This is a genomic window from Pedobacter sp. (assembly GCF_040513095.1).
Taxonomy (GTDB): Bacteria; Bacteroidota; Bacteroidia; order Sphingobacteriales; family Sphingobacteriaceae; genus Pedobacter.
On record NZ_JBEVDX010000163.1, the window covers coordinates 12,427 to 36,829 of the forward strand.

The 24,403-nt window shown below is 43.0% G+C and carries 21 protein-coding genes; 7 read left to right on the forward strand and 14 right to left on the reverse strand.

Annotated elements, in window-relative coordinates:
• Positions 1-131: 131 nt before the first annotated feature.
• The gene (locus tag ABWY16_RS18365) at positions 132-1,142 is read left to right on the forward strand and encodes an NAD(P)/FAD-dependent oxidoreductase (RefSeq protein ID WP_353906120.1); all 1,011 of its coding nucleotides are present in this window, start codon (positions 132-134) and stop codon (positions 1,140-1,142) included.
• Positions 1,143-1,144: 2 nt separating this feature from the next.
• Positions 1,145-1,471: a 2Fe-2S iron-sulfur cluster-binding protein gene (locus ABWY16_RS18370; RefSeq protein ID WP_353906121.1), complete on the forward strand. Its 327-nt coding sequence runs from the start codon at positions 1,145-1,147 to the stop codon at positions 1,469-1,471.
• On the opposite strand, the gene ABWY16_RS18375 is transcribed toward ABWY16_RS18370, so the two are convergent.
• Positions 1,468-3,162: a S41 family peptidase gene (locus ABWY16_RS18375; RefSeq protein WP_353906122.1), complete on the reverse strand. Its 1,695-nt coding sequence runs from the start codon at positions 3,160-3,162 to the stop codon at positions 1,468-1,470. The two genes, ABWY16_RS18370 and ABWY16_RS18375, sit on opposite strands and share 4 nt — an antisense overlap.
• A 35-nt stretch (positions 3,163-3,197) precedes the next feature.
• A complete protein-coding gene (locus ABWY16_RS18380) occupies positions 3,198-3,413 on the reverse strand; it encodes a hypothetical protein (RefSeq protein ID WP_353906123.1) in 216 nt (71 codons plus the stop codon).
• Between the two features lie 145 nt (positions 3,414-3,558).
• Here ABWY16_RS18380 and ABWY16_RS18385 point away from each other — a divergent pair, with 145 nt between their 5' ends.
• Positions 3,559-6,411 carry a M16 family metallopeptidase gene (locus tag ABWY16_RS18385; RefSeq protein WP_353906124.1) on the forward strand — a complete coding sequence of 951 codons (2,853 nt, stop codon included), beginning with the start codon at positions 3,559-3,561 and terminating at the stop codon, positions 6,409-6,411.
• 47 nt (positions 6,412-6,458) lie between these two features.
• On the opposite strand, the gene ABWY16_RS18390 is transcribed toward ABWY16_RS18385, so the two are convergent.
• Positions 6,459-7,991 (reverse strand): glycoside hydrolase family 10-like protein, encoded by a 1,533-nt coding sequence (locus ABWY16_RS18390; protein ID WP_353906125.1) that lies wholly within the window; start codon positions 7,989-7,991, stop codon positions 6,459-6,461.
• Positions 7,992-8,209: 218 nt separating this feature from the next.
• Here ABWY16_RS18390 and ABWY16_RS18395 point away from each other — a divergent pair, with 218 nt between their 5' ends.
• The gene (locus ABWY16_RS18395) at positions 8,210-9,118 is read left to right on the forward strand and encodes a DUF8428 domain-containing protein (protein WP_353906126.1); all 909 of its coding nucleotides are present in this window, start codon (positions 8,210-8,212) and stop codon (positions 9,116-9,118) included.
• 24 nt (positions 9,119-9,142) lie between these two features.
• Here ABWY16_RS18395 and ABWY16_RS18400 read toward each other — a convergent pair whose 3' ends face one another.
• From ABWY16_RS18400 to ABWY16_RS18415, 4 genes are read right to left on the reverse strand one after another with little or no spacing between them, the layout of a single operon-like run.
• Complete coding sequence (locus tag ABWY16_RS18400; RefSeq protein WP_353906127.1) at positions 9,143-12,826, reverse strand: ATP-binding protein; 3,684 nt, start codon at positions 12,824-12,826, stop codon at positions 9,143-9,145.
• A gap of 60 nt (positions 12,827-12,886) precedes the next feature.
• Positions 12,887-13,771, reverse strand: coding sequence for an ACP S-malonyltransferase (gene fabD, locus ABWY16_RS18405; RefSeq protein WP_353906128.1), 885 nt, complete (start codon positions 13,769-13,771; stop codon positions 12,887-12,889).
• Between the two features lie 59 nt (positions 13,772-13,830).
• On the reverse strand, positions 13,831-14,466 hold the full coding sequence (gene folE / locus ABWY16_RS18410; RefSeq protein ID WP_353906129.1) for a GTP cyclohydrolase I FolE: 636 nt from the start codon (positions 14,464-14,466) through the stop codon (positions 13,831-13,833).
• A gap of 8 nt (positions 14,467-14,474) precedes the next feature.
• Positions 14,475-14,888, reverse strand: coding sequence for a 6-pyruvoyl trahydropterin synthase family protein (locus ABWY16_RS18415; RefSeq protein ID WP_353906130.1), 414 nt, complete (start codon positions 14,886-14,888; stop codon positions 14,475-14,477).
• A gap of 133 nt (positions 14,889-15,021) precedes the next feature.
• Here ABWY16_RS18415 and mqnB point away from each other — a divergent pair, with 133 nt between their 5' ends.
• Entirely contained in the window at positions 15,022-15,654 is a 633-nt protein-coding gene (gene mqnB / locus ABWY16_RS18420) for a futalosine hydrolase (RefSeq protein ID WP_353906131.1), read from the forward strand.
• A gap of 34 nt (positions 15,655-15,688) precedes the next feature.
• Positions 15,689-16,540 carry a menaquinone biosynthesis family protein gene (locus ABWY16_RS18425; protein ID WP_353906132.1) on the forward strand — a complete coding sequence of 284 codons (852 nt, stop codon included), beginning with the start codon at positions 15,689-15,691 and terminating at the stop codon, positions 16,538-16,540.
• Positions 16,541-16,543: 3 nt separating this feature from the next.
• Here ABWY16_RS18425 and ABWY16_RS18430 read toward each other — a convergent pair whose 3' ends face one another.
• The 7 genes from ABWY16_RS18430 to ABWY16_RS18460 form a co-directional block, all read right to left on the reverse strand.
• Entirely contained in the window at positions 16,544-16,924 is a 381-nt protein-coding gene (locus tag ABWY16_RS18430; RefSeq protein ID WP_353906133.1) for a hypothetical protein, read from the reverse strand.
• A gap of 2 nt (positions 16,925-16,926) precedes the next feature.
• A complete protein-coding gene (locus ABWY16_RS18435) occupies positions 16,927-18,159 on the reverse strand; it encodes an ABC transporter permease (RefSeq protein ID WP_353906134.1) in 1,233 nt (410 codons plus the stop codon).
• A 32-nt stretch (positions 18,160-18,191) separates the two neighbouring features.
• Entirely contained in the window at positions 18,192-18,830 is a 639-nt protein-coding gene (locus tag ABWY16_RS18440) for an MBL fold metallo-hydrolase (RefSeq protein WP_353906135.1), read from the reverse strand.
• An 11-nt stretch (positions 18,831-18,841) separates the two neighbouring features.
• On the reverse strand, positions 18,842-19,429 hold the full coding sequence (gene gldD / locus ABWY16_RS18445) for a gliding motility lipoprotein GldD (RefSeq protein ID WP_353906136.1): 588 nt from the start codon (positions 19,427-19,429) through the stop codon (positions 18,842-18,844).
• Between the two features lie 9 nt (positions 19,430-19,438).
• Positions 19,439-20,185 (reverse strand): shikimate dehydrogenase family protein, encoded by a 747-nt coding sequence (locus tag ABWY16_RS18450; RefSeq protein ID WP_353906137.1) that lies wholly within the window; start codon positions 20,183-20,185, stop codon positions 19,439-19,441.
• A gap of 9 nt (positions 20,186-20,194) precedes the next feature.
• Positions 20,195-20,962: a phosphosulfolactate synthase gene (locus tag ABWY16_RS18455; RefSeq protein ID WP_353906138.1), complete on the reverse strand. Its 768-nt coding sequence runs from the start codon at positions 20,960-20,962 to the stop codon at positions 20,195-20,197.
• A 95-nt stretch (positions 20,963-21,057) separates the two neighbouring features.
• Positions 21,058-22,461, reverse strand: coding sequence for a tetratricopeptide repeat protein (locus ABWY16_RS18460; RefSeq protein ID WP_353906139.1), 1,404 nt, complete (start codon positions 22,459-22,461; stop codon positions 21,058-21,060).
• A gap of 320 nt (positions 22,462-22,781) precedes the next feature.
• On the opposite strand from ABWY16_RS18460, the gene amaB reads away from it, so the two are divergent.
• Positions 22,782-24,323 (forward strand): L-piperidine-6-carboxylate dehydrogenase, encoded by a 1,542-nt coding sequence (gene amaB, locus ABWY16_RS18465; protein WP_353906140.1) that lies wholly within the window; start codon positions 22,782-22,784, stop codon positions 24,321-24,323.
• Positions 24,324-24,403 lie beyond the last annotated feature (80 nt).

Consider the following 24,403-nt stretch of genomic DNA (forward strand, 5'->3'; position numbering starts at 1 on the left):
AGGCCCGCGGAAGGCGAATAAAGACGATAACATCTGTATACTTTGTCAGTTTTAGCTAAAATTTAAACCAATTGTATCCAATTCAGAACCATTACAAACTATTTTTGTAAATTCGCGTCAAATTTAAATACATGATTTCTACAGATATAGCCGTTATAGGCGCCGGACCCGTAGGGTTGTTTGCTATTTTCGAAGCAGGTTTACTAAAAATGCGTTGTCATTTAATTGATTATTTACCACAGATAGGCGGCCAGCTGTCTGAAATATATCCAAAGAAACCTATTTATGATATTCCTGGTTATCCGAGCGTTCTCGCTCAGGAACTGGTAGATAACCTGCTTGAACAGGCAAAACCTTTTCATCCCGGATTTACTTTGGGAGAGCGGATTGAAAGCCTGGAAAAACGTGGCGAAGCAGATTTCGTGCTGACAACCAATATGGGTACTGTTATCGAATCCAAGGTTGTTGTAATTGCCGGCGGACTGGGATGTTTTGAACCCCGCAAACCTGCAGTTGAAGGACTGGAGCAATTTGAAAACGGCCGTGGTGTAAACTACATGATCCTTGACCCTGAAAAATACAGGGGACAGAAAATGGTGATTGCTGGTGGTGGTGATTCAGCCCTTGACTGGACAATCTTCCTAGCAGACATCGTGGACGAGCTTACTCTGGTACACCGCAGCGAAAGCTTCCGTGGTGCCCCGGATTCTGTAAACAAAGTAATGGAACTTGCAGAAAGCGGAAAGATCAACCTGATCCTGAACAGCAACCTGAAATCTGTTTCAGGAGAAGGCAAACTGGAGAACGTGGAGATCGTACATAACAAAACACTGGAAGTTACAAACGTAGAATCAGATCACCTGATTCCTCTTTTTGGATTGAGCCCTAAGTTAGGCCCGATTGAAGCCTGGAACCTGAACATCAATAAGAGCGCTATCGAAGTAAATACTGATGATTATTCTACAAACATCCCGGGCATATATGCTATCGGCGATATCAATACTTATACAAATAAATTGAAACTAATCCTTTGTGGATTCCATGAAGCAGCATTGATGAGCCATAGCGCTTACCAGTATATGAACCCAGGTGTTAAATACACCATGAAATATACAACTGTAAACGGAGTAGCAGAATTTTAAGAATGGAAGAAAATAACATTACCGTACACGTACAGAATCCGGATGGCACTTTAACTGCCCTGGAAGCTCCCGTGGATATGGGCTTAAGCCTGATGGAGTACTTAAAGGCCTGCGAATATGATATCCTTGCCACTTGTGGCGGAATGGCCCTTTGTGCCACCTGCTGCGTAGATGTTCTGGAAGGCGAAGAAAAGTTAAAGGAAATGACAGACGATGAATATGCGATGCTGGATACCTTGCCTGATCTGCTGCCAAATTCAAGACTGGCCTGCCAGCTGCAGCTAAGTCATGATATGGACGGGCTGGTTGTCAAATTACACGGAACTTAATTATTATCGGTGTCGGCAAGTGTTTTTGCAGGATCACCGATAGTTTTATAAGCCCCTTCACCTTTTAATATTGCAAGCATTTTAGTGGAACTGGCCAGCACCGATTTCGCAGCCTCCAATTCCTTATCATACTGGAATGCTTGCATTATTCTACCTTTCTCAAAGTAATATCTGCTGACGATCTGGCTTTCCAGTATTCTTTTGATTTCCGGTTTATGGGTCATAAGATCTGTTTTCCGCGCGATAATCATCTTCGCCTTCAGATCCTCCAGATCAGCTTTCACCTCCGCCAGCTTTTGTTCCTTCTCGGCTTCAGTTCTCAGGTCATTGATCAGCTTCTCTGTATTGGATACATAGGCATAGTCTTTTCCTTCCAGTGAGTTGGTAAAGGAAACGTAATCCTCATCACTTAATTTGAAATCTCCCGGTGCAGCAATTACAGCATGATTTTTCTTATAGGCATTTGCATAATCAAAAAACATGCTTTTGCTGATCAGTGAGATCGTCACCGGACTTAGTTTACTGGCACCTACAACAAGGTCAGGATAAACGCCATTGCCATCATATACGCTTCTGCCTGTCCTTGTATTGAATTTGGCAATCAGCGAATCTGCTATTTTCCCGCTCTTGCCTGCTGAACTCTTTTGAGAATAGTCTATTGCCTGTATACATCGTCCTGAAGGTGTAAAATATTTGGCAACGGTGATTTTCACGAGGCTGTTGTAGGGAAGGTTAAAAGTTTGCTGTACGAGGCCTTTCCCGTAACTGCGCTGCCCTATGATAACTGCCCTGTCAAGGTCCTGCAGTGCCCCGGCAACGATTTCTGAGGCAGAGGCCGATGATCCGTTGATAAGTACTGTCAGCGGAAGATCTGGAAGGAGCGGCAAAGCATTGGTTCTGTAATTGATGGTCTTTTCAGGATTACGTCCCTTCTGGGTAACGATCACCATATCCTTATTCACAAAAAGATTGACAATTTTTACAGCTTCCTGTAAGATACCTCCGCCATTGTAACGCAGGTCGAGGATCATTCCCCTGGGATGCTGTTTATTTAATTCTACTGCAGCGTTCTGGACTTCCTGGGCCGAATTTTCAAGAAATTTATCCAGTCTGATATAAGCAATGTCGCCAACCATGCCTGAATAGATTACGTTGGGCTGCCTGATTTCATCACGGATCAGCTCCTTATGTAGTAAAGTCCCTTCTCTAAGCAGGAGCAGGTCAAGTGCTGATCCACGGGGCCCGCGCAGCAGCTGGCTTACCTGCAGACGGTCTTTACCCTTGATCTCGGTACCATTAATCTTCATGATCTGATCACCGGCAACAATACCCTGTTTAAAAGCCGGATAACCTTCTGTAATTTCATTTACAAATAACTTCCCCTCAATAAAAACGGTAGTTACCCCTATTCCTCCAAACTGGGTACTTACATACTTCAGTTTGAAATCTTCTACCTCCGATTCAGGAACATACACCGTGTAGGGATCCAGCGTCTCCAGCATGGCATCAATGCCGTTTTTCATCAGGTCGCCGGGGTCAGTCTCATCCACATAATTGATGCTGATCTCTTTGTACAGTGAAGCAAAAATATCCAGGTTTTTAGAAACCAGGAAAAGGTCTTCCTTAAAAGACCAGGTTAAAGAGGCTATTGCAACAGTTGCAATCAGCAGTGCAAACTTATTTTTCTTCATGAGCATGCAATTATGTAAAAGAGATGGATCTCTGTTTATAACCGGTTTCCGTCAGGATCGGCAAGGGCTTTGTTGATCGTGAACTCCACGTATCTGACATCTCTTTTCAGCAATTGCGTCAACTGGTTTACCAGCTGATCTTCATTACCGGGCGCAAATGATAAATTTTCTTTAGCTAACTCTCTGTATTTTCTCAAAACTTTGATTTTAACCCTTTGTGCCGTTTCAGGAGTAAATGTAAAACTTGCCATATATAAATTCTTTACTACAAAAATATAAAAAAAACAGCAGATCGATCCTACTTCTTATATTTACAGGCATGTTAAGCCAAAAGAGCCCCAACCAAACCTCTCATTAGCTGAATTAACTCCAACAACATATTATATAAACTGACTCATGATTAAAAAAACCGATTTTGCCTTACTCGGAGTGGCTGTATCTATTGCAATCAGCACACCAGTATCAGCGCAAAAAAAGACTGTTCAACCTAAACAGTCGGCTCCTGTAACTGCAGGAAAAACAATTCCTGTTGATCCAGATGTTAAAATAGGAAAACTGCCAAATGGTCTGACCTATTATATCAGGAAAAATACCGAGCCCAAAAAGAGGGCAGAACTCTACCTGGCAAACCGCATAGGCTCATTAATGGAAAATGACGATCAGCAGGGACTGGCGCATTTTACAGAACATATGGCTTTTAACGGAACCAGGGATTTTCCTAAGAATGATATTATCAATTACCTTCAGAAAGCTGGTGTGCGTTTTGGGGCCGATCTGAATGCCTACACAGGTTTTGACCAGACGGTGTACCAGCTGCCCATCCCAACTGATAGTACTGAGGTATTTAAAACGGGATTTAAGATCTTGTCCAACTGGGCAGGCCGTATTTCCATGGATGGGGAAGAAATTGACAGGGAACGTGGTGTGATCATCGAAGAAGACCGTCAGCGCGGTAAAAATGTCCAGGAAAGAATGAGTAAACAACTGCTGCCTTTATTGTTAAAGGATTCCAGATATGCGAACCGCATCCCGATCGGCAAGATTGACTTACTCAGGACTTTTACGCATGATAAAATCAAAAACTTTTATGCCGACTGGTACAGACCGGATCTTCAGGCGGTAATTGCGGTGGGAGACTTCGACGTGGCTGAAGTTGAAAAACTGATCATTACTAACTTCTCCGATCTTAAAAATCCTGCAAAAGAAAAAGAAAGGATTAAGTATACACTGCCCGATAATAAAGAGCCATTGGTAAAGATCGTTACTGATCCCGAACAGCAGTATAATGTTGCCTTTGCCATCTATAAACACCCTGCTACAGTGGCAAAAACCACAGCAGACCTGCAAAAAAGCCTGATGTACAACATGATCAATTCAATGATCGCTGCACGCTTCCAGGAAATCCTCCAGAAAGGCAATGCCCCTTTCTTATTTGCACAAAGCTCTTATGGCCCTTACCAGGGAGGGATGGTTTCCGGAGTAAATGCCTTTCAGACAGTAGTTGCTGCCAAGTCGGGCAAGGACCTGGAAAGCGCCATCACTGCAGCCGTAGCTGAAACGGAAAGGGTAGCAAAATTTGGTTTCGTACAATCAGAACTGGATGTTGTAAAAAGGAACATTGAGGCAGGTAATGAAAAGAAACTGAAGGAAAAAGATAAAACAGCTTCTACTGCCTTTGTACAGCAATATCTCAGCAATTTCCTGACAGGTTCTCCAATAGGATCAATAGATTTTAGTTATGCGCAAACAAAGAAAAACTTAGCTGCCACTACGCTTGCCCAGGTAAATGCCCTGGCAAAAACGCTGATCACACCCACAAACCAGATCCTGGTTGTGCAGGCTCCGGAAAAGGATAAAGCAAATCTCCCTGCGCCTGCAGCATTACTTGCGGCTTTTAACAATGCAGGTAAGAATATTACTCCTTATGTAGACAATGCCGTAAATAAACCGCTGCTGGCAAAGCTACCGGCAGCCGGCAAAGTGACAGCAGAAAAGAAATACGAAGATATAGGAGTCACAGAATGGACGCTGAGCAACGGAATTAAAGTGCTGCTGAAACCTACCGATTTTAAGAATGACCAGATTGCTTTCAGCTCTTTTGGCAGAGGCGGAACCTCCGTAGCAGACCCGAATGATTATCAGTCGGCCGACTTTTCTGAGATTATCCAGCAAAGCGGTGTAGCTGACTTTAACCCCTCACAGCTCAACAAATTACTGGCTGGTAATACAGGCAGGGCAGGATCTTACATTGATGAACTGTACCAGGGCTTTTCCGGCAGTTCCTCTCCAAAGGATATAGAAACGGCATTGAAAATGGTGTATGCCTATGCAACCAGTCCAAGGAAAGACACGGAGATCTATAACAAGTACATCAGTGATTACAAGGTAACCCTTGAAAATAAAAATGCCAGCCCTTCGAGTGTCTTTGCCGATACTGTACAGGCAGTACTTTCTTCCTATAACAAAAGGAATATGCCAACAACACTGGCTGATCTGGACAAAGTATCATTAGATAAAGCATTTGCTTTTTACAAAGGGCGCTTTGCTGACCTCGGAGAACAAACCTTTGTATTTGTCGGTAATTTTAATCCTGCAACAATTAAACCCCTTGTAGAAACTTACATCGCCAGTCTGCCCGTGCTCGGCAAAAAACAGAACTTTGTCGATATCGGATCCAATCCACCTAAGGGAATTGTAAGCAAGACTGTTTACAAAGGACTGGAAGATAAAGCCAGTGTACAGCTGTATATCCATGGTGATTACGATTACACAACAGCTAACAACATTCAGCTCGAAGCAGTAAAAAGCGCCCTTGAAAACAAAATCCTGGAAAGGCTCCGTGAAAAAGAGAGCGGCGTATACAGCCCCAATGTAGGTTTGAGTGTAGGAAAATTCCCTACTGCACACTATTACTTTACGATCTCCTTCAGTTGTGCTACCGCAAATGTTGAAAAACTGATAGCCGCAGCAATGGAAGAAGTAAAAAAAATCAGAACCAATGGGGCTACAGCAGATGACGTTTCAAAGTTTAAATCTGAAGAACACCGTCAGATGGAGCTGAACCTCCGTGATAACAGCTACTGGCTGGGATACCTGACCACCAGACTCAAATATGGCGACGACCTGAACCAGGTACTGAGCAACAAACAACGTATAGACGCAGTTACTGTAGCATCCTCAAAGGCCGCTGCACAGCAGTACCTCAATGAGAATAATTATATCAGATTGGTATTGATGCCACAGAAATAGCAGTATAAAAATAAAGGCCGGAAATTCCGGCCTTTATTTTTATACTGCTATTTCGCTTCTACACCTACCGGCCCGCTGGGGTCACTTTCATTCTTTAACCTGTCAAGCGCAGTCACGAGATAATTATACCGTTTCCCCTTTTCAACAGTCGTATCCATAAAAAAGGTAAAATCTTCAAAGCTTACCCTGATGATCTTGGAGGGATCAAGTATCCCTATTTTTTCGCCCTCGGTAAAGCGATAGATCACATAACCCGATGCGGTTTCCCCATCAGAAGCTTTCAATGGTGCCGTCCATTTCAGCTGCACACCTGTTGCCGTAGCGTCAGCAGTAAAGGTCTGGGGAGAATTTGGAACCACTTCATCCAGCCAGGGCATCTGCGGCGGCAGCGCCGGATACTTATACAAATCATTCCGCAGGGAATCTGCAGTACCTCTTGCCACTGTAGAAAATGATTTTGAACTAAAAAATATGCTTCCCTGTACGCGGTTATTGGCACGGAGATACCTGATCTGATTAGGAACCTCTGAAGGATTTCTCCAGGCAGCTTCCATTCGCTGGTTCACCAGATAGGCAGCCTGACCAATATACAGGTGTCTGCCATAAGTATTGTTGCTCCACCAGTCAACCAGCGTAGCAAAGGGGGCGGCCCTCCGCGTGAAACTAAAGTAGATCTGGGGATTAATATAATCTACCCAGCCCTCTTTGATCCACTTCCTTGAATCTGCATACAGTTCATGATAATTGGAAAGGCCATGAGTTGCAGAACCCAGGGTATCTTCATTGCTGTTCTTCCAGATCCCAAAAGGGCTGATACCAAATTTTACGTAATTTTTGTAATGGTGTATGCTATCGTCCAGCTGTTTGATCAGCAGGTCAACATTGTTTCTTCTCCAGTCCTTAATATCGGTAAAGCCGTTTGCATATTTACCAAAGGTAACGCTGTCATTGATGCGCTGGCCCTCGATAGGATAAGGATAGAAGTAATCATCAAAATGAATCCCATCCACGTCATATCCTTTTACCACATCAAGGATCACCTGAACAATGTATTCCCTTACTTCGGGCAGTCCCGGATCAAACTGTTTCTTGCCTCCATAAGTAAAAAACAGATCAGGTCTTTTGCGGGTCATGTGCTCATCACTCGCGTAAGAATTGGCTGACATAGACGCACGGTAAGGATTGAACCAGGCATGAAGTTCCATCCCCCGTGAATGTGCTTCTTTAATTGCAAATTCCAGCGGATCATATCCGGGAGCAGGCGCAAGTCCTTGCCTGCCCATCAGCCACTGGCTCCAGGGCTCCCTGGATTTCCGGTAAAAAGCATCAGCTGTAGGGCGCACCTGAAGGATGATTGCATTCATCCCATTTCTCTTATGCTGCTCCATCAGGCCAATGAGCTCCTGCTTTTGCTGATCTATGCTTAAACCGGCCCTCGAAGGCCAGTCGATGTTCTCTACGGTAGCTACCCAGACGCCTCTAAACTCCCTCTTTGGAGCAATTTTTGTGGGTATCTGTGCAATTAAGATGTATGGGGTAATTAAAGTTGTGAAAATTGTAAAAACAATCTTTTTCAGCATTATACTTGTTTTTGGTAGTGTACAGTTTAACTCAATATGGGGAATTACTGGCGACCAGCAGTTCTCAACGTCAGCAAGTAAACGATTTTTTTTTAAGGTCTTATACAATTTTTAGATTTTTTTACCACAAATAATATAATTTATCCTATGTTCGTTTTTTTTTATACATAGATAAGTACTAACAAACAAAGCATAGAGACCTCAATTTTTTGATTCAAATGTCAGACCAAAAAGATCCTGTTAACAAAGGAGACCGTAATAAAATCTATTTCCTCATTGTAGTTATTTTAGCCTTACTGGGAACAAATGCTTTCCTTTTTTTCAGGGATAAGCACGAAAAAGAACGTTTTGTAACCACGAATACTGAAAAAGACAGATTGAAGCTCGAAGTAGAAAAGATTGAGGTTGAGTTTGATAAGGTGAACCTGATGAATGTTGCACTTACAGAGAAACTTCAGAATGAGCAGAAGCAGGCAAGAACAAAGATTGCCGAGCTGAAGAAGGCCCTCCAAAAGGGTACAGTAACCGAAGCAGAGCTGGCTGCAGCACAGGATGAACTCAGGAAACTCAAAACATTTCTGACAGATTACAAAGAAGATATAGGGCACCTGGAGAAAGAGAACACCTTTCTGAAATCTGAAAGGGACAGTCTTACCACCTCGGTCAATTCGGTGAAAGCAAAGGCAAGTGATCTGGAAAAGAAAAATTCAGAACTGGCGGCCAAAGTAAAAAGTGGTGCTGCATTGAAAGCTTTTAACGTACGTATTGCAGCTTATAAGGTAAAAAACAGCGGCAAGAACGTAGAAGTATCAAAAGCATCTGCTGCGCAAAAAATAACTACCTATTTTAACATCGTACCTAACCAGCTGGCAGAGAAAGATTACCATAAAATTTACATCCGTATTTTCGATCCTGCAGGAAACCTGATTGCCAATGAAACAAACATGTTTGAAGCAGATGGCCAGGAAATGCAATACAGTGAGATGATCAGTATTTCTTACAACAATGATGATACTGAATACAACATGGAATGGGTTAATCCTAAACCTTTTATCAAAGGCACCTATTCAGTAATTCTGTATGCAAACGGTTTTACCATGGGCAAGGCATCTATCGATTTAAAATAGGGATCAGGCATCTTACAGTAGTCGTCAGGCTAGCGGAAAACTCAGGTAAAATACAGTACCCGTATCTGCGGAGGATTTGAAATTGATTGATCCCCCGGCATTTTCCACGGCTTGTTTAACAAATGCAAGTCCAAGCCCGGTACCAGAAGATTTAGTTGTAAAGTTAGGCACAAAGATCTTTTCCTGAAGATCAGGGTCAATACCTTTACCGTTATCTTCCACCTCTACAAAAACAAAGTCCGAGTCGTTCCTGATCTTCACATATACCAGACATTTGTCCTTGCCAGAAGTAGCCTCAATCGCATTCTTCAGCAGGTTGTTGAACGACCGTAGTAACTGGTCTTTATCACCAAGAACCAGCATCTCCTTATTTGTTAGGTTAGAGATATAGATCTCGGCACCCGAAGAGTTGACGTATACATCCCTGCTTTGCTCGATGATAGGAACCAAAAGCAGTTTTTCAAGCTTGGTATCCGGCATTTTGGCAAAGTTGGAGAACTCAGATGCAATGGTAGCCAGGCTGTCGATCTGCTCTACAAAAGATTTATAAAAGCGTTCAAATTTAAGTTCAAAATTCGGATCTTTCTCTTTCCATGACTTCTCTAACAGCTGGACACCCAGTTTCAAAGGTGTCAGCGGGTTTTTAATTTCATGGGCAACCTGTTTGGCCATCTCTCTCCAGGCACTCTCCCGTTCAGATTTTGCCAGCTTGACCGCACTGTCTTCCAGCGCAGCAATCATCTTGTTATACTCTTTAATCAGAGAGCCGATCTCATCATGTCTGGACCATACAATAGGCTGATTTTTTTGCCCCAGCTTGGTTTTCCTTATACTTTCCTGGATAAACGTAAGCGGGCTCGTGATCTGGTTTGCAAGGAATACTGCCAGCACCCCGATAGCCACAAATACAAGTGCATAAATATTGATCAGGGTATTGATGAACAAGCCTATTTTAGCCTGATAATCAGCTTCGTTCCCGTAATAAGGCAATCCGATGTAAGCTACAGTCTGGTTCTGTGCATTCCGGATGGGTGCATAGGCAGAAGAATAGGTAAATTCACCGATTGATTCTGTCGGGTTTGTATATTCAGAACGCTGCAGCAGCTTCAGGTAAATCATCGCCCTGGCTCCCATTTTTGTTCCTACAATCCCGTAATCATATAGCTTAGGCAAAGATGTAAACAAAAGATTCCCATTCACGTCAAAGAGGTTCAGATAGGCAGAGTTAATATCTGCAAACTGATTGAAGTTCATGATCGCCTGGTCTGTATTTTTAGGGATGCCTGTCGCAAAGATCTGCCGCTCATAAGAAAGCTGTACTTTTCTGATCCTTTCCCTGATAAAGTCTTCCTGTTGTTTTCTGTATTCGTCCCTGATATAAAAAAAAGTAGACCAGCCCACGATCAGCAGAGTAGCAACAACAGATAAAACGATAGAAAGCTGGATCCTGGTTTTGTACAGGATCTTGTTCGCATTGATCATCAGAGACCTGTTGATGTTAAACCAGCCACCCCAGCTCTGGTCAAGGTTTTTCAATAGCCAGATAACCACATACAGGGCCGCAGAAAAGATTATGAAAACAAGGAAAAAGAATGACAGTGCCGCCAGCCTTACAATATAGGTGACCTTCTCTTTACTGATTACAATGATCTTTGAATTGCTCGCAGTGTAGATCAGGTGGCTGTAATGCGTTCTTGGTTCATTCACCATCACAGGTTCGCCAAATTTACCTTTGAACTCATTGTTCGCCAGTTTGTAGGTATACTTGCCAGATTGTTTAATGAGCTTATTGTTGTTATAGAATGCGAAAGAATAGTTGCTGTAGTCATCCTCATTCTTCAGTTTCCCGTCTATCAGTATCTCCGGGAACTGGCTGCTGTAGTTGTATTGCTGGGATTTTAACTCAATTACCAGTGTCCCCAGAATATGGCTGTCGTCAAATATCGGTACAATACCAAAGTAGTTCTGGTAACCAAAGGTATCATTCAGGCGGTAAAAGAAACTGGAGATCTTCACTGAGCCCGACCGTACCAGGTTCTGGTAATGTTCCAGTGAGTTGTCACCTCCCGGCGTCCTTATGGAATCTTTTACATTGAACTCGTAAAAATTATGCTCAAATGGCGAAAGGTAGCCGTCTAAAAAAGTCTTGGTAATGTAGTTTTGCAGGGCAAGGTGCCTGTTGGATTTTGGGCTTTTAAAATAATCGGCAATAAACAGGTCGTTGGAAATCCCGTTGCCCAGACTTTCTATGGAATTGATCACCTTTGGATCATCAGAAGACTGCAGCTTCTGGGCAATAACGTACCTGTTGCTGCGCTCCTTGATATCATTAAACTTCAGGTATTTTATTGATGAAATAAAGGCCAGGCAAAAGAAAATGGCCGCAAATACCCCGATCGAAAACTTATTACGCTGAATATATATATTATAGGATATAATAAACAGAAACAGGGCATAGGCGATAAAGAAAACCGTAAAAGCCGTACTCATCATATAAACGAAATACAGCCCAAACAGAGAAAGAAATAAGATAAGCCTTTCTTTGTGGGTCACCTTCAGCTGTTTTGTCAGTTCAATTACAATACTTGCGATCAGGTATACATTAAACCAGACCAGGCAGAGGATAATTATACATACCCAGCTCAGCCAGCCCAGGTTGATAATGTTGGTAATGTCAAAGTTGATCTTGGAGTTGTAGATCAGTCCGAAAAAAACAGTGTTGATCAGAAAGGCAATTCCGGAAAAGAGCAGGATAGCGATCACATGAAATGCCAGCCCAATTGGCCTGCTGCGCGAAATCCAGCGCGGAAACTTGTATTTATCCTTGTAGGTATATACAAACAGCACTACCCAGGTTAATGCAAGGACATTGAGCAGAAAATCACCTACAGATGGCAGGAAGAAGCTTTCTGCATAAATAGCCGGACTGAAAATAGAGAGGTCGAACTGATGGTTAAACCATCCATACTGGAGGTCAGTAATCCGGTTGATAAGGAAAAAAAGGATCAGCAGCAGCGTAGCTTTTATGAGATGGCCTTTTCTTACCAGCCATGCACAAACCGAATTGGTAAATAAAGCAAAGCAGAACAGCCCGATTACCCATAGCCAGATCTGTATTGTTGCATAAATACCCTGGGTATAGCCAGGGTTAAGCTTTACTTCAAACAGTAATTTCCCATCCAGGTTAATGATGCCGAATACCTCTTCATCCATAAATGAGGCCAGCACAAGAGAATTTGTAGAGGACATCGCTTTTACGATTCCATTTTTCAGATACCTGTTCTGAATACTGAACTGGTTCTTGACATCCAGCAGGAAGATAATGGTATAATTTCCCTGTGTTTTCTTGATCACCTCGTACCAGCCGTTCGGAAACTGGATAAAAGAAGATCCTTCCTTTATCTTGGAAGGATCTGAGGGTATGGCTTTATAGGAACTCCAGAACTTAAGTACTGAGTTTTCGTAGGTCAGTACATTTATTCCCTTGGTTCTGTAGTTATTGATATAGTTTAACGCATAAACTTCGTTGAGGTGAAACTGCTTCGCCCGCTCAACCTTCTGTCCGTCTGCGAGATAACTGTATACTATCCGTTCATTTGAGGAGAGGTTCTCCTGAAGAATCTCTGCCTCGTGCTGTAAAAGGTCTTTTTTGGTTATTGAATGTTTTAAAGATATTGCCGTAACAATACAGCATACCCCCAGGATCAATAATAGAAATCTAATTTTAGCCCCAATATTCACACCGGATATAATTAATAAAAATTTGAATTAAACCGGGACAGCTGCCGAACTCGTCTGCACAGCCCTGTTAACTTTCTTCACCAGGCCCTGCAGTACATTACCAGGTCCAACTTCGATAAATTCATCCGCTCCGTCAGCAAGCATACGCTCTACCGTTTGTGTCCAGCGTACTGCACCTGTAAGCTGCGTAATCAGGTTAAATTTAATTTTTTCCGGGTCGGTCTGAGGGATTGGGTCAACATTCTGATAAATCGGACATATTGGAGGCAGGATTGTAGTATTTTCAATCGCTTCCTTTAATTCAATTCTGGCAGGCTCCATTAAAGGAGAATGAAAAGCACCACCTACATTTAATTTCAATGCTCTTTTTGTCCCTGCTGCAGTGAGTTTCTCACAGGCAATATCGATACCTTCTATACTTCCCGAAATCACTAACTGGCCCGGGCAGTTGTAATTGGCAGCAACCACAACTTCATTTATTCCTTCACAGATCTTTTCTACTACATCATCAGCTAAGCCAAGGATTGCGGCCATTGTAGAGGGCTGCAGTTCACAGGCTTTCTGCATAGCATTTGCCCTGGCAATTACCAGTTTCAGGCCATCCTCAAAAGAGATAGCAGCAGCAGCAACCAAAGCAGAAAACTCGCCTAAAGAATGTCCTGCTACCATATCAGGTTTGAAGTCAGCACCCAGCGATTTAGCCAGGATGACAGAATGAAGGAATATCGCAGGCTGGGTAACTTTAGTTTGTTTCAGTTCTTCTTCAGTACCGGAGAACATGATGTCACTGATACGGAACCCTATAATATCATTTGCTTTTTCAAACAATTCTTTAGCGGCTTCACTTTCGTAAAGCTCCTTGCCCATGCCTGAAAATTGTGCTCCCTGTCCTGGAAATAAATATGCTTTCATCTCTTATTCTATTGTTCTAAAGGGCTCCGAAGAACCGGGTGTGGTATTAAAAATATAATCTAGTGCAGTTTTGCGGTAATCAGCCTCAAAAACTCTGCCCTTGTTTTGTCACTGGCAAATCCACCTGTAAACGCAGAAGTAGTAGTAACAGAATTTTGCTTCTGAATTCCCCTCATGGCCATACATAAATGCTGGCATTCTATCACGACAGCCACACCTGCAGGATTTAAAGTTTCCTGAATACAGTCCCTGATCTCATTCGTCAGGCGCTCCTGCACCTGCAGTCTTCTGGCAAAAGCATCTACTACGCGCGGAATCTTGCTTAAACCTACGATATGTCCGTTAGGAATATAGGCAACGTGTGCTTTTCCAAAAAAGGGGAGCATATGGTGCTCGCACATAGAATAAACCTCAATATCTTTTACTACAACCATTTGGCTGTAATCCTCTTTGAACATGGCCGACCGGAGAATCTCTGCCGGATCCAGGTCATATCCATGAGTTAAATACTGTAGCGACTTTGCCACCCGCTCCGGGGTTTTCAGTAATCCTTCACGTGAGGGATCTTCACCAAGTGTACTAAGTATATCTGCGTAATGACTGGAAATAGACGCAATTTTACCTGAATTGTAACGGTCTACTTTAATATATCCATCGTTCTCCTCATCAAAAGGATCTTGTATATGATTTTCCATTGATATGTTTAATTACCGAAATATTCAACAAAATTATTTTCGGTCTCGTAAATTTTGATGCTGTGCAGTTGTGCTCCGCCGGCAGTAATATGAGGAAACAGCTGCTCCCAGATTGCAATAGCAAGGTTTTCTGTAGAAGCCAGCTTATCCTTCATAAAATCTACGTCAAGGTTCAGGTTTCTGTGATCCAGCTTATCGATGATATACTCATTGATCACGACCTTTAACCATTTGAGATCCACCAGAAAGCCAGTTTCTGGGTTAATTTCACCCTTAACAGTAACAAAAAGCTGATAGTTATGACCATGCCAGTTTGGATTGGCACACTTGCCATAGACCTCCAGATTATGATCATCAGACCAGTCTGGCCTGGCCAGTTTATGTGCAGCGTTAAAAGATTCCTTTCGGGTTATATAAATCATTCTTGTAGTAATTGACTGCAAATATACGCAGAAAGCTTAAAGTAGAAAGTTTTATAAGGCTTTTGGTCTGCCGTTCTGTAATCAACAAAGCGATCATGCGCAGCCTGCCTTAAAATTCTCGTAACTTCGTTAAATGAAGATATTGATTGTAGCGGCAACAAGGGCAGAGTTATCAGGCCTGTGCAACCATTTCGAACTGCCTGAAAGAGATTTTACGGAAACTCCAGGATTTGATCTGCTGATCACCGGCGTAGGGATGACCGCTACTGCCTTTGCTCTTGGGAAACATTTATCTGCAGCTTACAGTCTGGTGGTCAATCTGGGGATTGCGGGTTGTTACGAATGGAAATATCCTTTGGGCAGTCTCTTAAACATCACTCAGGATACATTTTCTGAACTGGGTGCTGAGGATAAAGATGAGTTCTTAACGATCGATACCCTTGGATTTGGAAAGAGCAGTTACACTGCGCAGAATACAGTGGCCACAACCCTCTTTACAGCTTTACCAAAGGTACACGGCATTACTGTAAACAAAGTACATGGGAATAAGCTCAGCATAAAGGCCACAGAGAAACGAATGCATCCGGTTACCGAAAGTATGGAAGGCGCAGCCGTATTTTATTCCTGTGAACAGGCTGGGATCCCCTGCATACAGGTCCGCAGCATTTCAAACTATGTTGAGGAAAGGAACCGCGAATCCTGGAAAATAGGCCTGGCCGTAAAAAACTTAAATGACTGGGCAATCGAATTTTTGACAAACAGTTAACCGAGGGCCTTTGCGAACTCCTTACATTTACCGCATGAAACTTTCACTTGGATTTTCCCCCTGCCCTAATGACACTTTTATTTTTGACGCACTGATCCATCATAAAATAGATACCGAAGGACTGGAATTCGAAGTGTCATTTGATGATGTGGAGACGCTAAATCAAAAGGCAGTAAGGTCTGAACTGGATATCACAAAATTAAGTTTTCATGCTTTTGCACACCTTGCAGATAAATATGCTTTGCTGGATGCCGGCAGTGCCCTGGGCTTTGGCGTTGGCCCCCTGCTCATTTGTAAAAACGAAGAGCTGGTAAACAGTGAAAAATTGAAAGAAGAAAATTCTACACTGAGAATAGGCATTCCGGGTGAATTGACCACCGCAAATTTTCTGCTGGGTATCGCATTTCCCAATTTACGCAATAAACAGGTCATGGTATTCTCGGATATTGAGAATGCATTGTTAAATGATGAGATTGATCTGGGTCTGATCATCCATGAAAACCGCTTTACCTATATGGACAAAGGGCTGCACAAGGTGGTAGACCTGGGTAGTTACTGGGAAGAACTGACAGGCTGTGCCATCCCGCTGGGCGGTATCGTGATCAACCGCAACCTTGATCAGGAGGTTCAGCTGAAAGTAAACCGGCTGATAAGGAAATCGGTGGAGTTTGCCTTCGCCAATCCGAAATCAGGAATTGAATTTATCTCGGGGCATGCTCAGGAAATGGATGAAGCGGTGATGTATAAACATATAGAACTGTATGTAAATCAATACTCTGCAGATCTGGGCACAGAAGGCAGATCAGCGATAGATACCATGTTCAAAATGGCACAGGAAAAAGGAATTATCCCTGCTATTACAAAAGACTTGTACGTAACAGCTTAGCCGCTACTGGTTACAGGGGCCGTCAGGGATCTCTTTGGTGATCCTGATTAATTTGGTCACTACCAGTGTAGAATCAAAATCTGCTGACACCATCAGGCTGTCAGATTTGATTACATGACATTCTGCCTCAATATAGACAGGTTCATATGGCTTCTCAAAATTGAATTTGCTGTAGGCAAGCTCGAGCGTTTTGGCGCTATCTGCCACCCAAAATTCCCTGCCCTCATCACAATCCGTAAAAGAATGTATTTCCGGCCCATAGCTATACAGTCCTTTTATTACTCTGGTACTGTTTTTTTGCTCGTTCGGTGTAGTCCGGTTACAGGCAGCAAAAATAACAGCCATCGCAGATAATAATAATGCTGTATGTTTAAAGGAATTCATGGTTAAAGATCTTTGTTTAAATTATTGATGTTCTTAACGCTCAGATTAGATGACAAAGCTGATGCCATAAAAGAGAAAATACTCACTGTAACGAATACTAATACAAAATCTTTCCATTTCAGGCCAATTGGGTAAGCATTACTGATCAGCAGATTCTCCTGTGACATTTTGATCCATCCAAATTTCTGCTGCATCAGGCAAAATCCCAAGCCAATAAGCAGCCCGAAAATACAGCCGGCCATAGTAATCATCATCCCTTCAAAGAGAAAGATCCGCTTGATCAGGTTTTTGCCGGCGCCCAGACTGCTCAGGATGGCTATATCCTTCAACTTGTCAATCACCAGCATGGTCAGCGACCCGATAATATTAAATATAGCAATAATGAGGATAAATGTGAGGATGATGTAAACAGCCCATTTCTCAGTACCCAATATATTGTACAATGCCTTATTCTGTTCAATCCGGTCCTTCACAATGAAGCCAGCGCCAAGCTGCTCTTCTATCATTGCCTTAAAATCATCGGCATCAATCCCTTTCTGCAGGTTGATCTCAATCGAGGATATCTTTTTATCTTCCTGTAATAACTGGCGTGCAAAACTCAAAGGCACAATAGCAATATTATCAAAATCCTGCTGCACCTCAAAAATACCTGAAACCGGTATATACAGGTCTACAAAGTCATCTGCAGGATTCACCGATCCGGATCTGATACCCTTTCGCGGCGAGAATATCTGCAGCTGGGTAAAAGGATCGTTGGTATTTACCATCAGGTAGTTCTGTATGGCAGAGCCGATCACAGCATTTGCGCCGCTGCTGTTCTGAATCACAAACTTGCCCTGGATGGTAATGCTGTCAAGACTTTTATTCTTCAGATAAGAGGTGCTGACGCCTTTGACCAACCCCACCGACTGCTTATCATGGTACCTGAGCAGGGCATTTTCTGAAAGTACCTGAGTATAGGAATAGATCGATTTATTTAAGCTGAGCTGTTTAAAATAAGCTGTGTTGGGGTCAAAAGTCTTGCCTTTTGCCGGCGCGATTACCAATTGGGGCGTGATTGTATTGAACATTTTTAACACCACCTCTTCAAAGCCGTTAAAAACCGATAAGATAATGATCAGAGCCGCACTACCCACAAAAACACCCAATACAGATATGGTAGAAATAATATTTATAGCATTGGTCGACTTTTTAGCGAAAAGATACCTGCGGGCAATATAGAGGGCTGTGTTCAAATGTAGATTCGTTTAGTCAAATATACAGGTCCTTATCTTAAAAAAGGATTGTTTTCCTTCTCATATCCAATATTGGTGATACCGCCATGCCCCGGATAAACCACAACACTGTCTGGCAGCACAAAAAGTTTTTCCCTGATGCTTGTCAGCAGTTGCTGATGATTGCCACCCGGCAGATCTGTCCGGCCGATACTGTTATAAAATAAGACATCACCACCGATCAGGAAGTTATCTTCGCGGGCATAAAAACATAAATGCGCCGGAGAATGTCCCGGAGCAAAGATCAGTTGCAGTTCACTGTTCCCAAAAATTACAGTTCCGGTTTCATCTAAAAACACTTCCGGTTCCGGAGAAAGTTCATAGCGCATCCCCATCTGTGGTGCATAACTTACAACGGCCTGCAGAACTGGAAGTTCTCCCTGATGAAAGCTTGGTTTTAATCCCCAGTTGTCAAACACAAACTTATTTCCCAGCACATGGTCAATATGACAATGCGTATTGAGCAGCAAAACAGGTGTTAATCCGCTTTCTTTAATCCATCCTGCGAAGACATTTTGCTCATGGCCATCATACATGCCCGGATCAATAATTACACACTCCCCTGTTTCATCATATAAAACATAAGTGTTTTCCTGGTATGGATTGAAAGTAAACTTCTGGATCGTGATCATAGCAAAGGTGTTTATTGTTTCCACTTAAAGGTATCAATCATTCGCTCGATATCCTTTTTTATAAAACTCACTACGGGGGCAATAGAATCATATTGCGGACGCTCATTGAAGTAAAGTGCCCCCCTGAAATAATGTTTGGCACTGTCTGTTAAAAAAAACTGTACCGAAGATGCTGTATTCCCTTCAATTGCATAATAAACGCCATAAACCTTGCGGTCTGGGAAATTGATCAGCTTCTGATCGATTGCATTGGCTTTTACGGTATGTTTAAAGGCGAGTGTACGGGCATCTTCTACCAGCCCGTAATATTCTTTGGCAGAGGAAATATCATAGTAGGTCAGGTGCAGCCTGGCATTGAACTGGGGGAAATTCAGATTATTCCAGCAATTCCCTGCGTCACGCTCTTTGTCTGCCTCCATGCTGGCATACTTAGGATATTCAAAAGTAAAAGGGCATCCTTCATTATAATTCAGGTATTCCTTTTTTGGAAATTTGATATGGAAATAACCTCTTGGCTTGGGTACATAACTTTCATTGTTGCAGGCCGAAACGCTGCATATGAACAACAACATACTCCACAGTACCAGGTTTTTAATCATAGTTTCTTCTTAAGTATTCCATATAGCCCAGGCACGGAGGGCCTGCAGCTGAAGCATTTCCAAACCGTTTTTGACTACAGCGCCCCGGGCTTTCGCACGGCTCATAAATGCAGTTTCTTCCGGATTATATACCAGATCGTACGCAAGATGCTGATCTGTCAGTAAATGATAAGGTATTGCGGGCGCCCCTTCTATATTGGGAAAAGTACCCAGGGGTGTAGTATTAATAATCAGCTGGTGTGAAGCAACCAGTTCCTCAGTGAGCTGCTCGTATAGAACAGCACCCGGCACAGCAGTTCTTACTACAGAAATATAAGAGATATTCAGCTGGTCCAATACATATTTTACTGCCTTTGCCGCACCACCGTCACCCAAAACCAGTGCTTTGGTATGGTGTGCCTTTAAACAGGGTTTAAGCGATTCGGCGAAACCAAAAGCATCGGTATTATATCCTTTCAGCCACCTTTTACCCTCCCTGTTTTCAATAGAAATGCAGTTTACCGCACCTATCGTTTTTGCTGCATCATCCAGATCATTCAGATAGGGCAGCACATTAACTTTATGGGGGATTGTGATATTCAGCCCCATTAGGGTATTATCCTGTTCAGTTAATGTGGTAATGGAATCAATATTTTCCATTGGGAACAGCTCATAGCTGCAATCCTCAATGCCCTCCTGCTCAAACTTTTCCGTAAAAAATTTCTTAGAAAAAGAATGTCCCAGCGGAAAACCTATTAATCCAAATGTCCTCATCATCAACAGCTTTTACTTGCCTGAATTAAGAAAGTAATCAAAAGTATCACCTCTGAGTCCCAAACGGATAGTTTCCAGAGGAATCACTTCAGCTGGCGCGATATTGCCCAGGTTTACATTGCTGCCAATAAGTTTGATAAACCAAACCTGCTGTTCTTTCTGGGGAGCTTCCCAAATGATAGTTTCCTGTGGGATCTGGGTAAGGATCTCATCTACCAGGCCTTCACGTACTTCACCTGATCCCCTGTAAATCCCCACATTTCCACCTTCTCTGGCTTCAGCAATCACTTTCCATGCACCTGCTTCGATTTCGGCATTCATAAGTTTTATCCATTTGTAAGGCGCAAATATTTTAGTGGCGTCTTTAGATCCAACTTCAGAAATCACGGTTACGTGTTTGGCAAGTTTACTTATATATTCACATTTAAGATCATGTTCGATCTCGATAGAACCATCTGATACTTCGGCATATTCCATTCCGTACTGTTCCAGTACGCGGATATAATCTTCAAACTGGTTACGGATGATAAAAGCTTCGAATAGTGTCCCTCCAAAGTAAGTCGGAATACCTGCACTGCGGTATATATCAAGCTTCTCTTTCAGTTTTGGGGTAACAAAGGAAGTAGCCCAACCTAATTTAACAATATCTGAATGTATGCCTGCAACATCTATAAAGTCTTCTGTCTGTCTTAAACTGAGGCCTTTGTCCATTACCATGGTAATGCCGCTCTGGCGTGGTTTAACCGGACGTTCCGGAATATTATTTAATGGGTAATTCATATCTGCTGCAAAGGTGATAAAAAAAATCAAGAACAGCCTGCATAATTTTTATTGGCTTTAAAGGCACTAAAATGAACTATTTATGGTCCCCCTGATTACTTGATATACTTATTGATCACCTCTACAATTGCCCTGTTATCCTGTAGCTGCGGCAGGTATTCAAATAAAATGTAGTGTTTATCCGGATCAGTTACGAGTGCAGTTTCAAGGTAAACGATAGCATCATTGTTCTGTCCGAGTGCAAACAGATAAGCCACCATACGGTAATACAGTTCGGCCGCATCGGGATTGTTTTTTATCCCATCGGCAATCGTTTCCGATGCCTCAAGCAACCTTCCCTGCTCATACAACACGGTAGAAAAATCCAGCCAGGCTTCAATGTCGAGCGGGTTGTATTCAAGTACTTTTGAATAGGCTTCAACAGACTGTTCGATCTGCCCCAGCTTATAATAGGCATCGGCCATTGCAAACCAGAAGTCCGGATTTTCATCGTCCAGTTCTATAGCTTTTTTATAGAAATGAAGCGATTCAAAATAACGTTCTTCAAAGTTCAGCGTTACGCCTATACCAAACCAGGCATCTGCCAGTTTCCCGTCCATCTTTACAGATTTCTTGTAGTAGGCACGGGCTTCGTCCATACGCTCCAGCTTTTCATAACATTCGCCGATGGCGCAGTACGTATCCGCATTGGGTTTTTCGTATTCCCAGGTTTGTTTATATACCTCGATTGCTTCGGCATACCGGTCCAGCTGTACCAGTGCATTTCCTTTATTGTAATATGCTGATGCAAAATTGTCTTTGATCAGAATGGCATAATCATAGGCATCAATTGCTTTTTCAAACAAATCAAGCTTGTGGTACGAATTGGCGAGATTATACCATGCCGCGTATGAATAGGGATCGTTGTCGATATATTCCTGGTAAAATTGTATGCTTTCTTCCTGTTTATCCAGGATATCGTAACAGAAGGCCAGTTCATACAGGCCATCCTTATTCTCCATGTTCTGTTCCAGGCTCTGCTTGATATATTTGATTGCACTTTCGTAATCCAGCATATTCTGATATACATAAGCAATATGCAGCAGAATCTCGTCTGTAGTTTCAGCAAAAGTCAGTGCGATCTGGAAATTATCCAGCGCTTCGGCATAACGCTCCAGGCTGTTGTAAATATTTCCACGCAGCACATAGATTTCCGCTTCGGAGGCTTCCAGCATCTCTGCCTTTTGCAGGGAGAAGAATGCCCGGTCTGTCTGATCGGTTATAAATAATAATTGCGCCTGTTTAATTAAAAATACCGCAGCATACGGGTGCTGGTTCAGGGCGTATTCTATCACCTGGAGTGCCTTTACAGGGTCGCTCTTTTCAATATAGTAGTCAATAATGTTTTCGAAAGCCTGGGCATCAAAGAAATACTGATCCTGATTCCTTAACATCTCCTCGTAACGTTCTACCGAACGTTGTGCATCATCACTAAAATCAAAGTAAAATTCCTCTTCCATTGTATTTACTAATTAAAGAACATCTCCCTTTTTCTAAAATACAGTATAAGTTTACAGTATTGTGTAGCATCTGACCGAAATAATTATCAACATCCAAACATATTGACTGTTAATTGGCTGATATTATTAATTTTAACTACGATTGAATGGCAAGCAGTGTCAGCATCTTTTTATTGCTGTTGGGATTATTTCCAGAATTCATACAAAGATAACGCAACTTTATTGTAATAACGGTAAAATTCAGGTCAGGAAATGAGCCCTCAGGATTTCATGCTTTCCCGTTTTTTTTTGTTGATTTGTATAAATCAATCTCCATAAAAATGCAAACTGACATCAATTCTGTTTTAAAAAACCTGGGCATAACGGATACCAATCCGGCTTACAGCACAGGCAGCACCTGGGGCGGTACAGGAAGTTTAGGCACACTGGACAGTTACTCACCGGCAGACGGCAGGAAGATTGCTTCGGTACAGCTGGCAGACCAGGAAGATTACGAACATGTCATCACCCAGGCGCAGAAAGCTTTCAGTTTCTGGCGCGGCATCCCTGTACCAAAGAGGGGTGATATCGTGCGTCAGCTTGGCGATGCCCTGCGTAAATACAAGCAGGACCTCGGAACGCTTGTATCTTATGAAATGGGTAAAAGCCTGCAGGAAGGACTCGGCGAAGTGCAGGAAATGATTGATATCTGCGACTTTGCGGTGGGCCTGTCCCGCCAGCTATATGGCTTGACCATGCACTCTGAACGTCCGCATCACCGCATGTACGAGCAGTGGCATCCACTGGGAGTAGCAGGCATCATCTCCGCATTCAATTTTCCCGTTGCCGTATGGAGCTGGAATGCTGCTCTGGCACTGGTTTGCGGAAATGTATGTGTTTGGAAACCTTCATCCAAAACCGCACTATGTGCCATTGCCTGTCAGCATATTCTTGCATCAGTACTTAAACACAATGATATGCCCGAAGGGATCAGCTCGCTGCTGATCAGTGAGGAACTGATAGGCAACAAAATTAATAATGATAAACGCATCCCCCTGGTATCTTTTACAGGCTCCACCCGTGTGGGCCGGATAGTCTCCGCAGCAGTAGCTTCGAGATTTGGTAAAAGCATCCTCGAACTCGGAGGCAACAACGCAATCATCATCTCTAAAGATGCAGATCTGGACATGTCTATCATCGGTGCCGTCTTTGGCGCAGTAGGTACTGCCGGGCAGCGCTGCACCTCTACCCGCCGCCTGATTATCCATGAGGAGGTCTATGAAGATTTCAAAAACAAACTGCTGAGCGCTTACGCACAGCTGCGCATCGGCAATCCCCTGGATCAGCATAACCATGTCGGCCCGCTCATCGACCAGCAGGCGGTAGACCAGTACACAAAAGCGATTGAAAAAGGAAAAGCTGAAGGCGCAAACTTCATTGTAGAAGGCGGAGTCCTTACAGGCGATGGCTACACCTCAGGATGTTACGTTAAACCCTGCATAGCCGAAGTAGAAAACCATTACCAGATCGTACAGGATGAAACTTTCGCACCCATCCTCTACCTCATTAAATATAAAACACTCGAAGAAGCCATCAGGCTGCAGAATGATGTGCCCCAGGGACTGTCTTCTGCAATCATGACCCTCAATCTGAGAGAAGCCGAACTCTTCCTGTCAGCATCCGGATCAGACTGTGGCATTGCCAATGTCAACATCGGTACCTCAGGAGCCGAAATCGGTGGTGCCTTCGGCGGAGAAAAGGAAACCGGCGGCGGCCGCGAAAGCGGTTCCGATGCATGGAAAGGTTACATGCGCAGACAAACCAATACAATCAATTACGCAGATACCCTGCCATTAGCCCAGGGAATCAAGTTTGATCTGTAACGGTCTTAAACACCATGTTTATCACCCTGCTTGCCCACCTTGCTTATCCATCATGTTGACCGCTTTGCTTATCCACCACG

What these genes read in the sequence shown, in the direction of transcription:
- ABWY16_RS18365 (WP_353906120.1), top strand. Translation starts at nt 132, where the DNA reads ATGATTTCTACAGATATAGCCGTTATAGGCGCCGGACCCGTAGGGTTG.
- ABWY16_RS18370 (WP_353906121.1), top strand. Translation starts at nt 1,145, where the DNA reads ATGGAAGAAAATAACATTACCGTACACGTACAGAATCCGGATGGCACT.
- ABWY16_RS18375 (WP_353906122.1), bottom strand. Translation starts at nt 3,162, where the DNA reads ATGAAGAAAAATAAGTTTGCACTGCTGATTGCAACTGTTGCAATAGCC.
- ABWY16_RS18380 (WP_353906123.1), bottom strand. Translation starts at nt 3,413, where the DNA reads ATGGCAAGTTTTACATTTACTCCTGAAACGGCACAAAGGGTTAAAATC.
- ABWY16_RS18385 (WP_353906124.1), top strand. Translation starts at nt 3,559, where the DNA reads ATGATTAAAAAAACCGATTTTGCCTTACTCGGAGTGGCTGTATCTATT.
- ABWY16_RS18390 (WP_353906125.1), bottom strand. Translation starts at nt 7,991, where the DNA reads ATGCTGAAAAAGATTGTTTTTACAATTTTCACAACTTTAATTACCCCA.
- ABWY16_RS18395 (WP_353906126.1), top strand. Translation starts at nt 8,210, where the DNA reads ATGTCAGACCAAAAAGATCCTGTTAACAAAGGAGACCGTAATAAAATC.
- fabD (WP_353906128.1), bottom strand. Translation starts at nt 13,771, where the DNA reads ATGAAAGCATATTTATTTCCAGGACAGGGAGCACAATTTTCAGGCATG.
- folE (WP_353906129.1), bottom strand. Translation starts at nt 14,466, where the DNA reads ATGGAAAATCATATACAAGATCCTTTTGATGAGGAGAACGATGGATAT.
- ABWY16_RS18415 (WP_353906130.1), bottom strand. Translation starts at nt 14,888, where the DNA reads ATGATTTATATAACCCGAAAGGAATCTTTTAACGCTGCACATAAACTG.
- mqnB (WP_353906131.1), top strand. Translation starts at nt 15,022, where the DNA reads ATGAAGATATTGATTGTAGCGGCAACAAGGGCAGAGTTATCAGGCCTG.
- ABWY16_RS18425 (WP_353906132.1), top strand. Translation starts at nt 15,689, where the DNA reads ATGAAACTTTCACTTGGATTTTCCCCCTGCCCTAATGACACTTTTATT.
- ABWY16_RS18430 (WP_353906133.1), bottom strand. Translation starts at nt 16,924, where the DNA reads ATGAATTCCTTTAAACATACAGCATTATTATTATCTGCGATGGCTGTT.
- ABWY16_RS18440 (WP_353906135.1), bottom strand. Translation starts at nt 18,830, where the DNA reads ATGATCACGATCCAGAAGTTTACTTTCAATCCATACCAGGAAAACACT.
- gldD (WP_353906136.1), bottom strand. Translation starts at nt 19,429, where the DNA reads ATGATTAAAAACCTGGTACTGTGGAGTATGTTGTTGTTCATATGCAGC.
- ABWY16_RS18450 (WP_353906137.1), bottom strand. Translation starts at nt 20,185, where the DNA reads ATGATGAGGACATTTGGATTAATAGGTTTTCCGCTGGGACATTCTTTT.
- ABWY16_RS18455 (WP_353906138.1), bottom strand. Translation starts at nt 20,962, where the DNA reads ATGAATTACCCATTAAATAATATTCCGGAACGTCCGGTTAAACCACGC.
- ABWY16_RS18460 (WP_353906139.1), bottom strand. Translation starts at nt 22,461, where the DNA reads ATGGAAGAGGAATTTTACTTTGATTTTAGTGATGATGCACAACGTTCG.
- amaB (WP_353906140.1), top strand. Translation starts at nt 22,782, where the DNA reads ATGCAAACTGACATCAATTCTGTTTTAAAAAACCTGGGCATAACGGAT.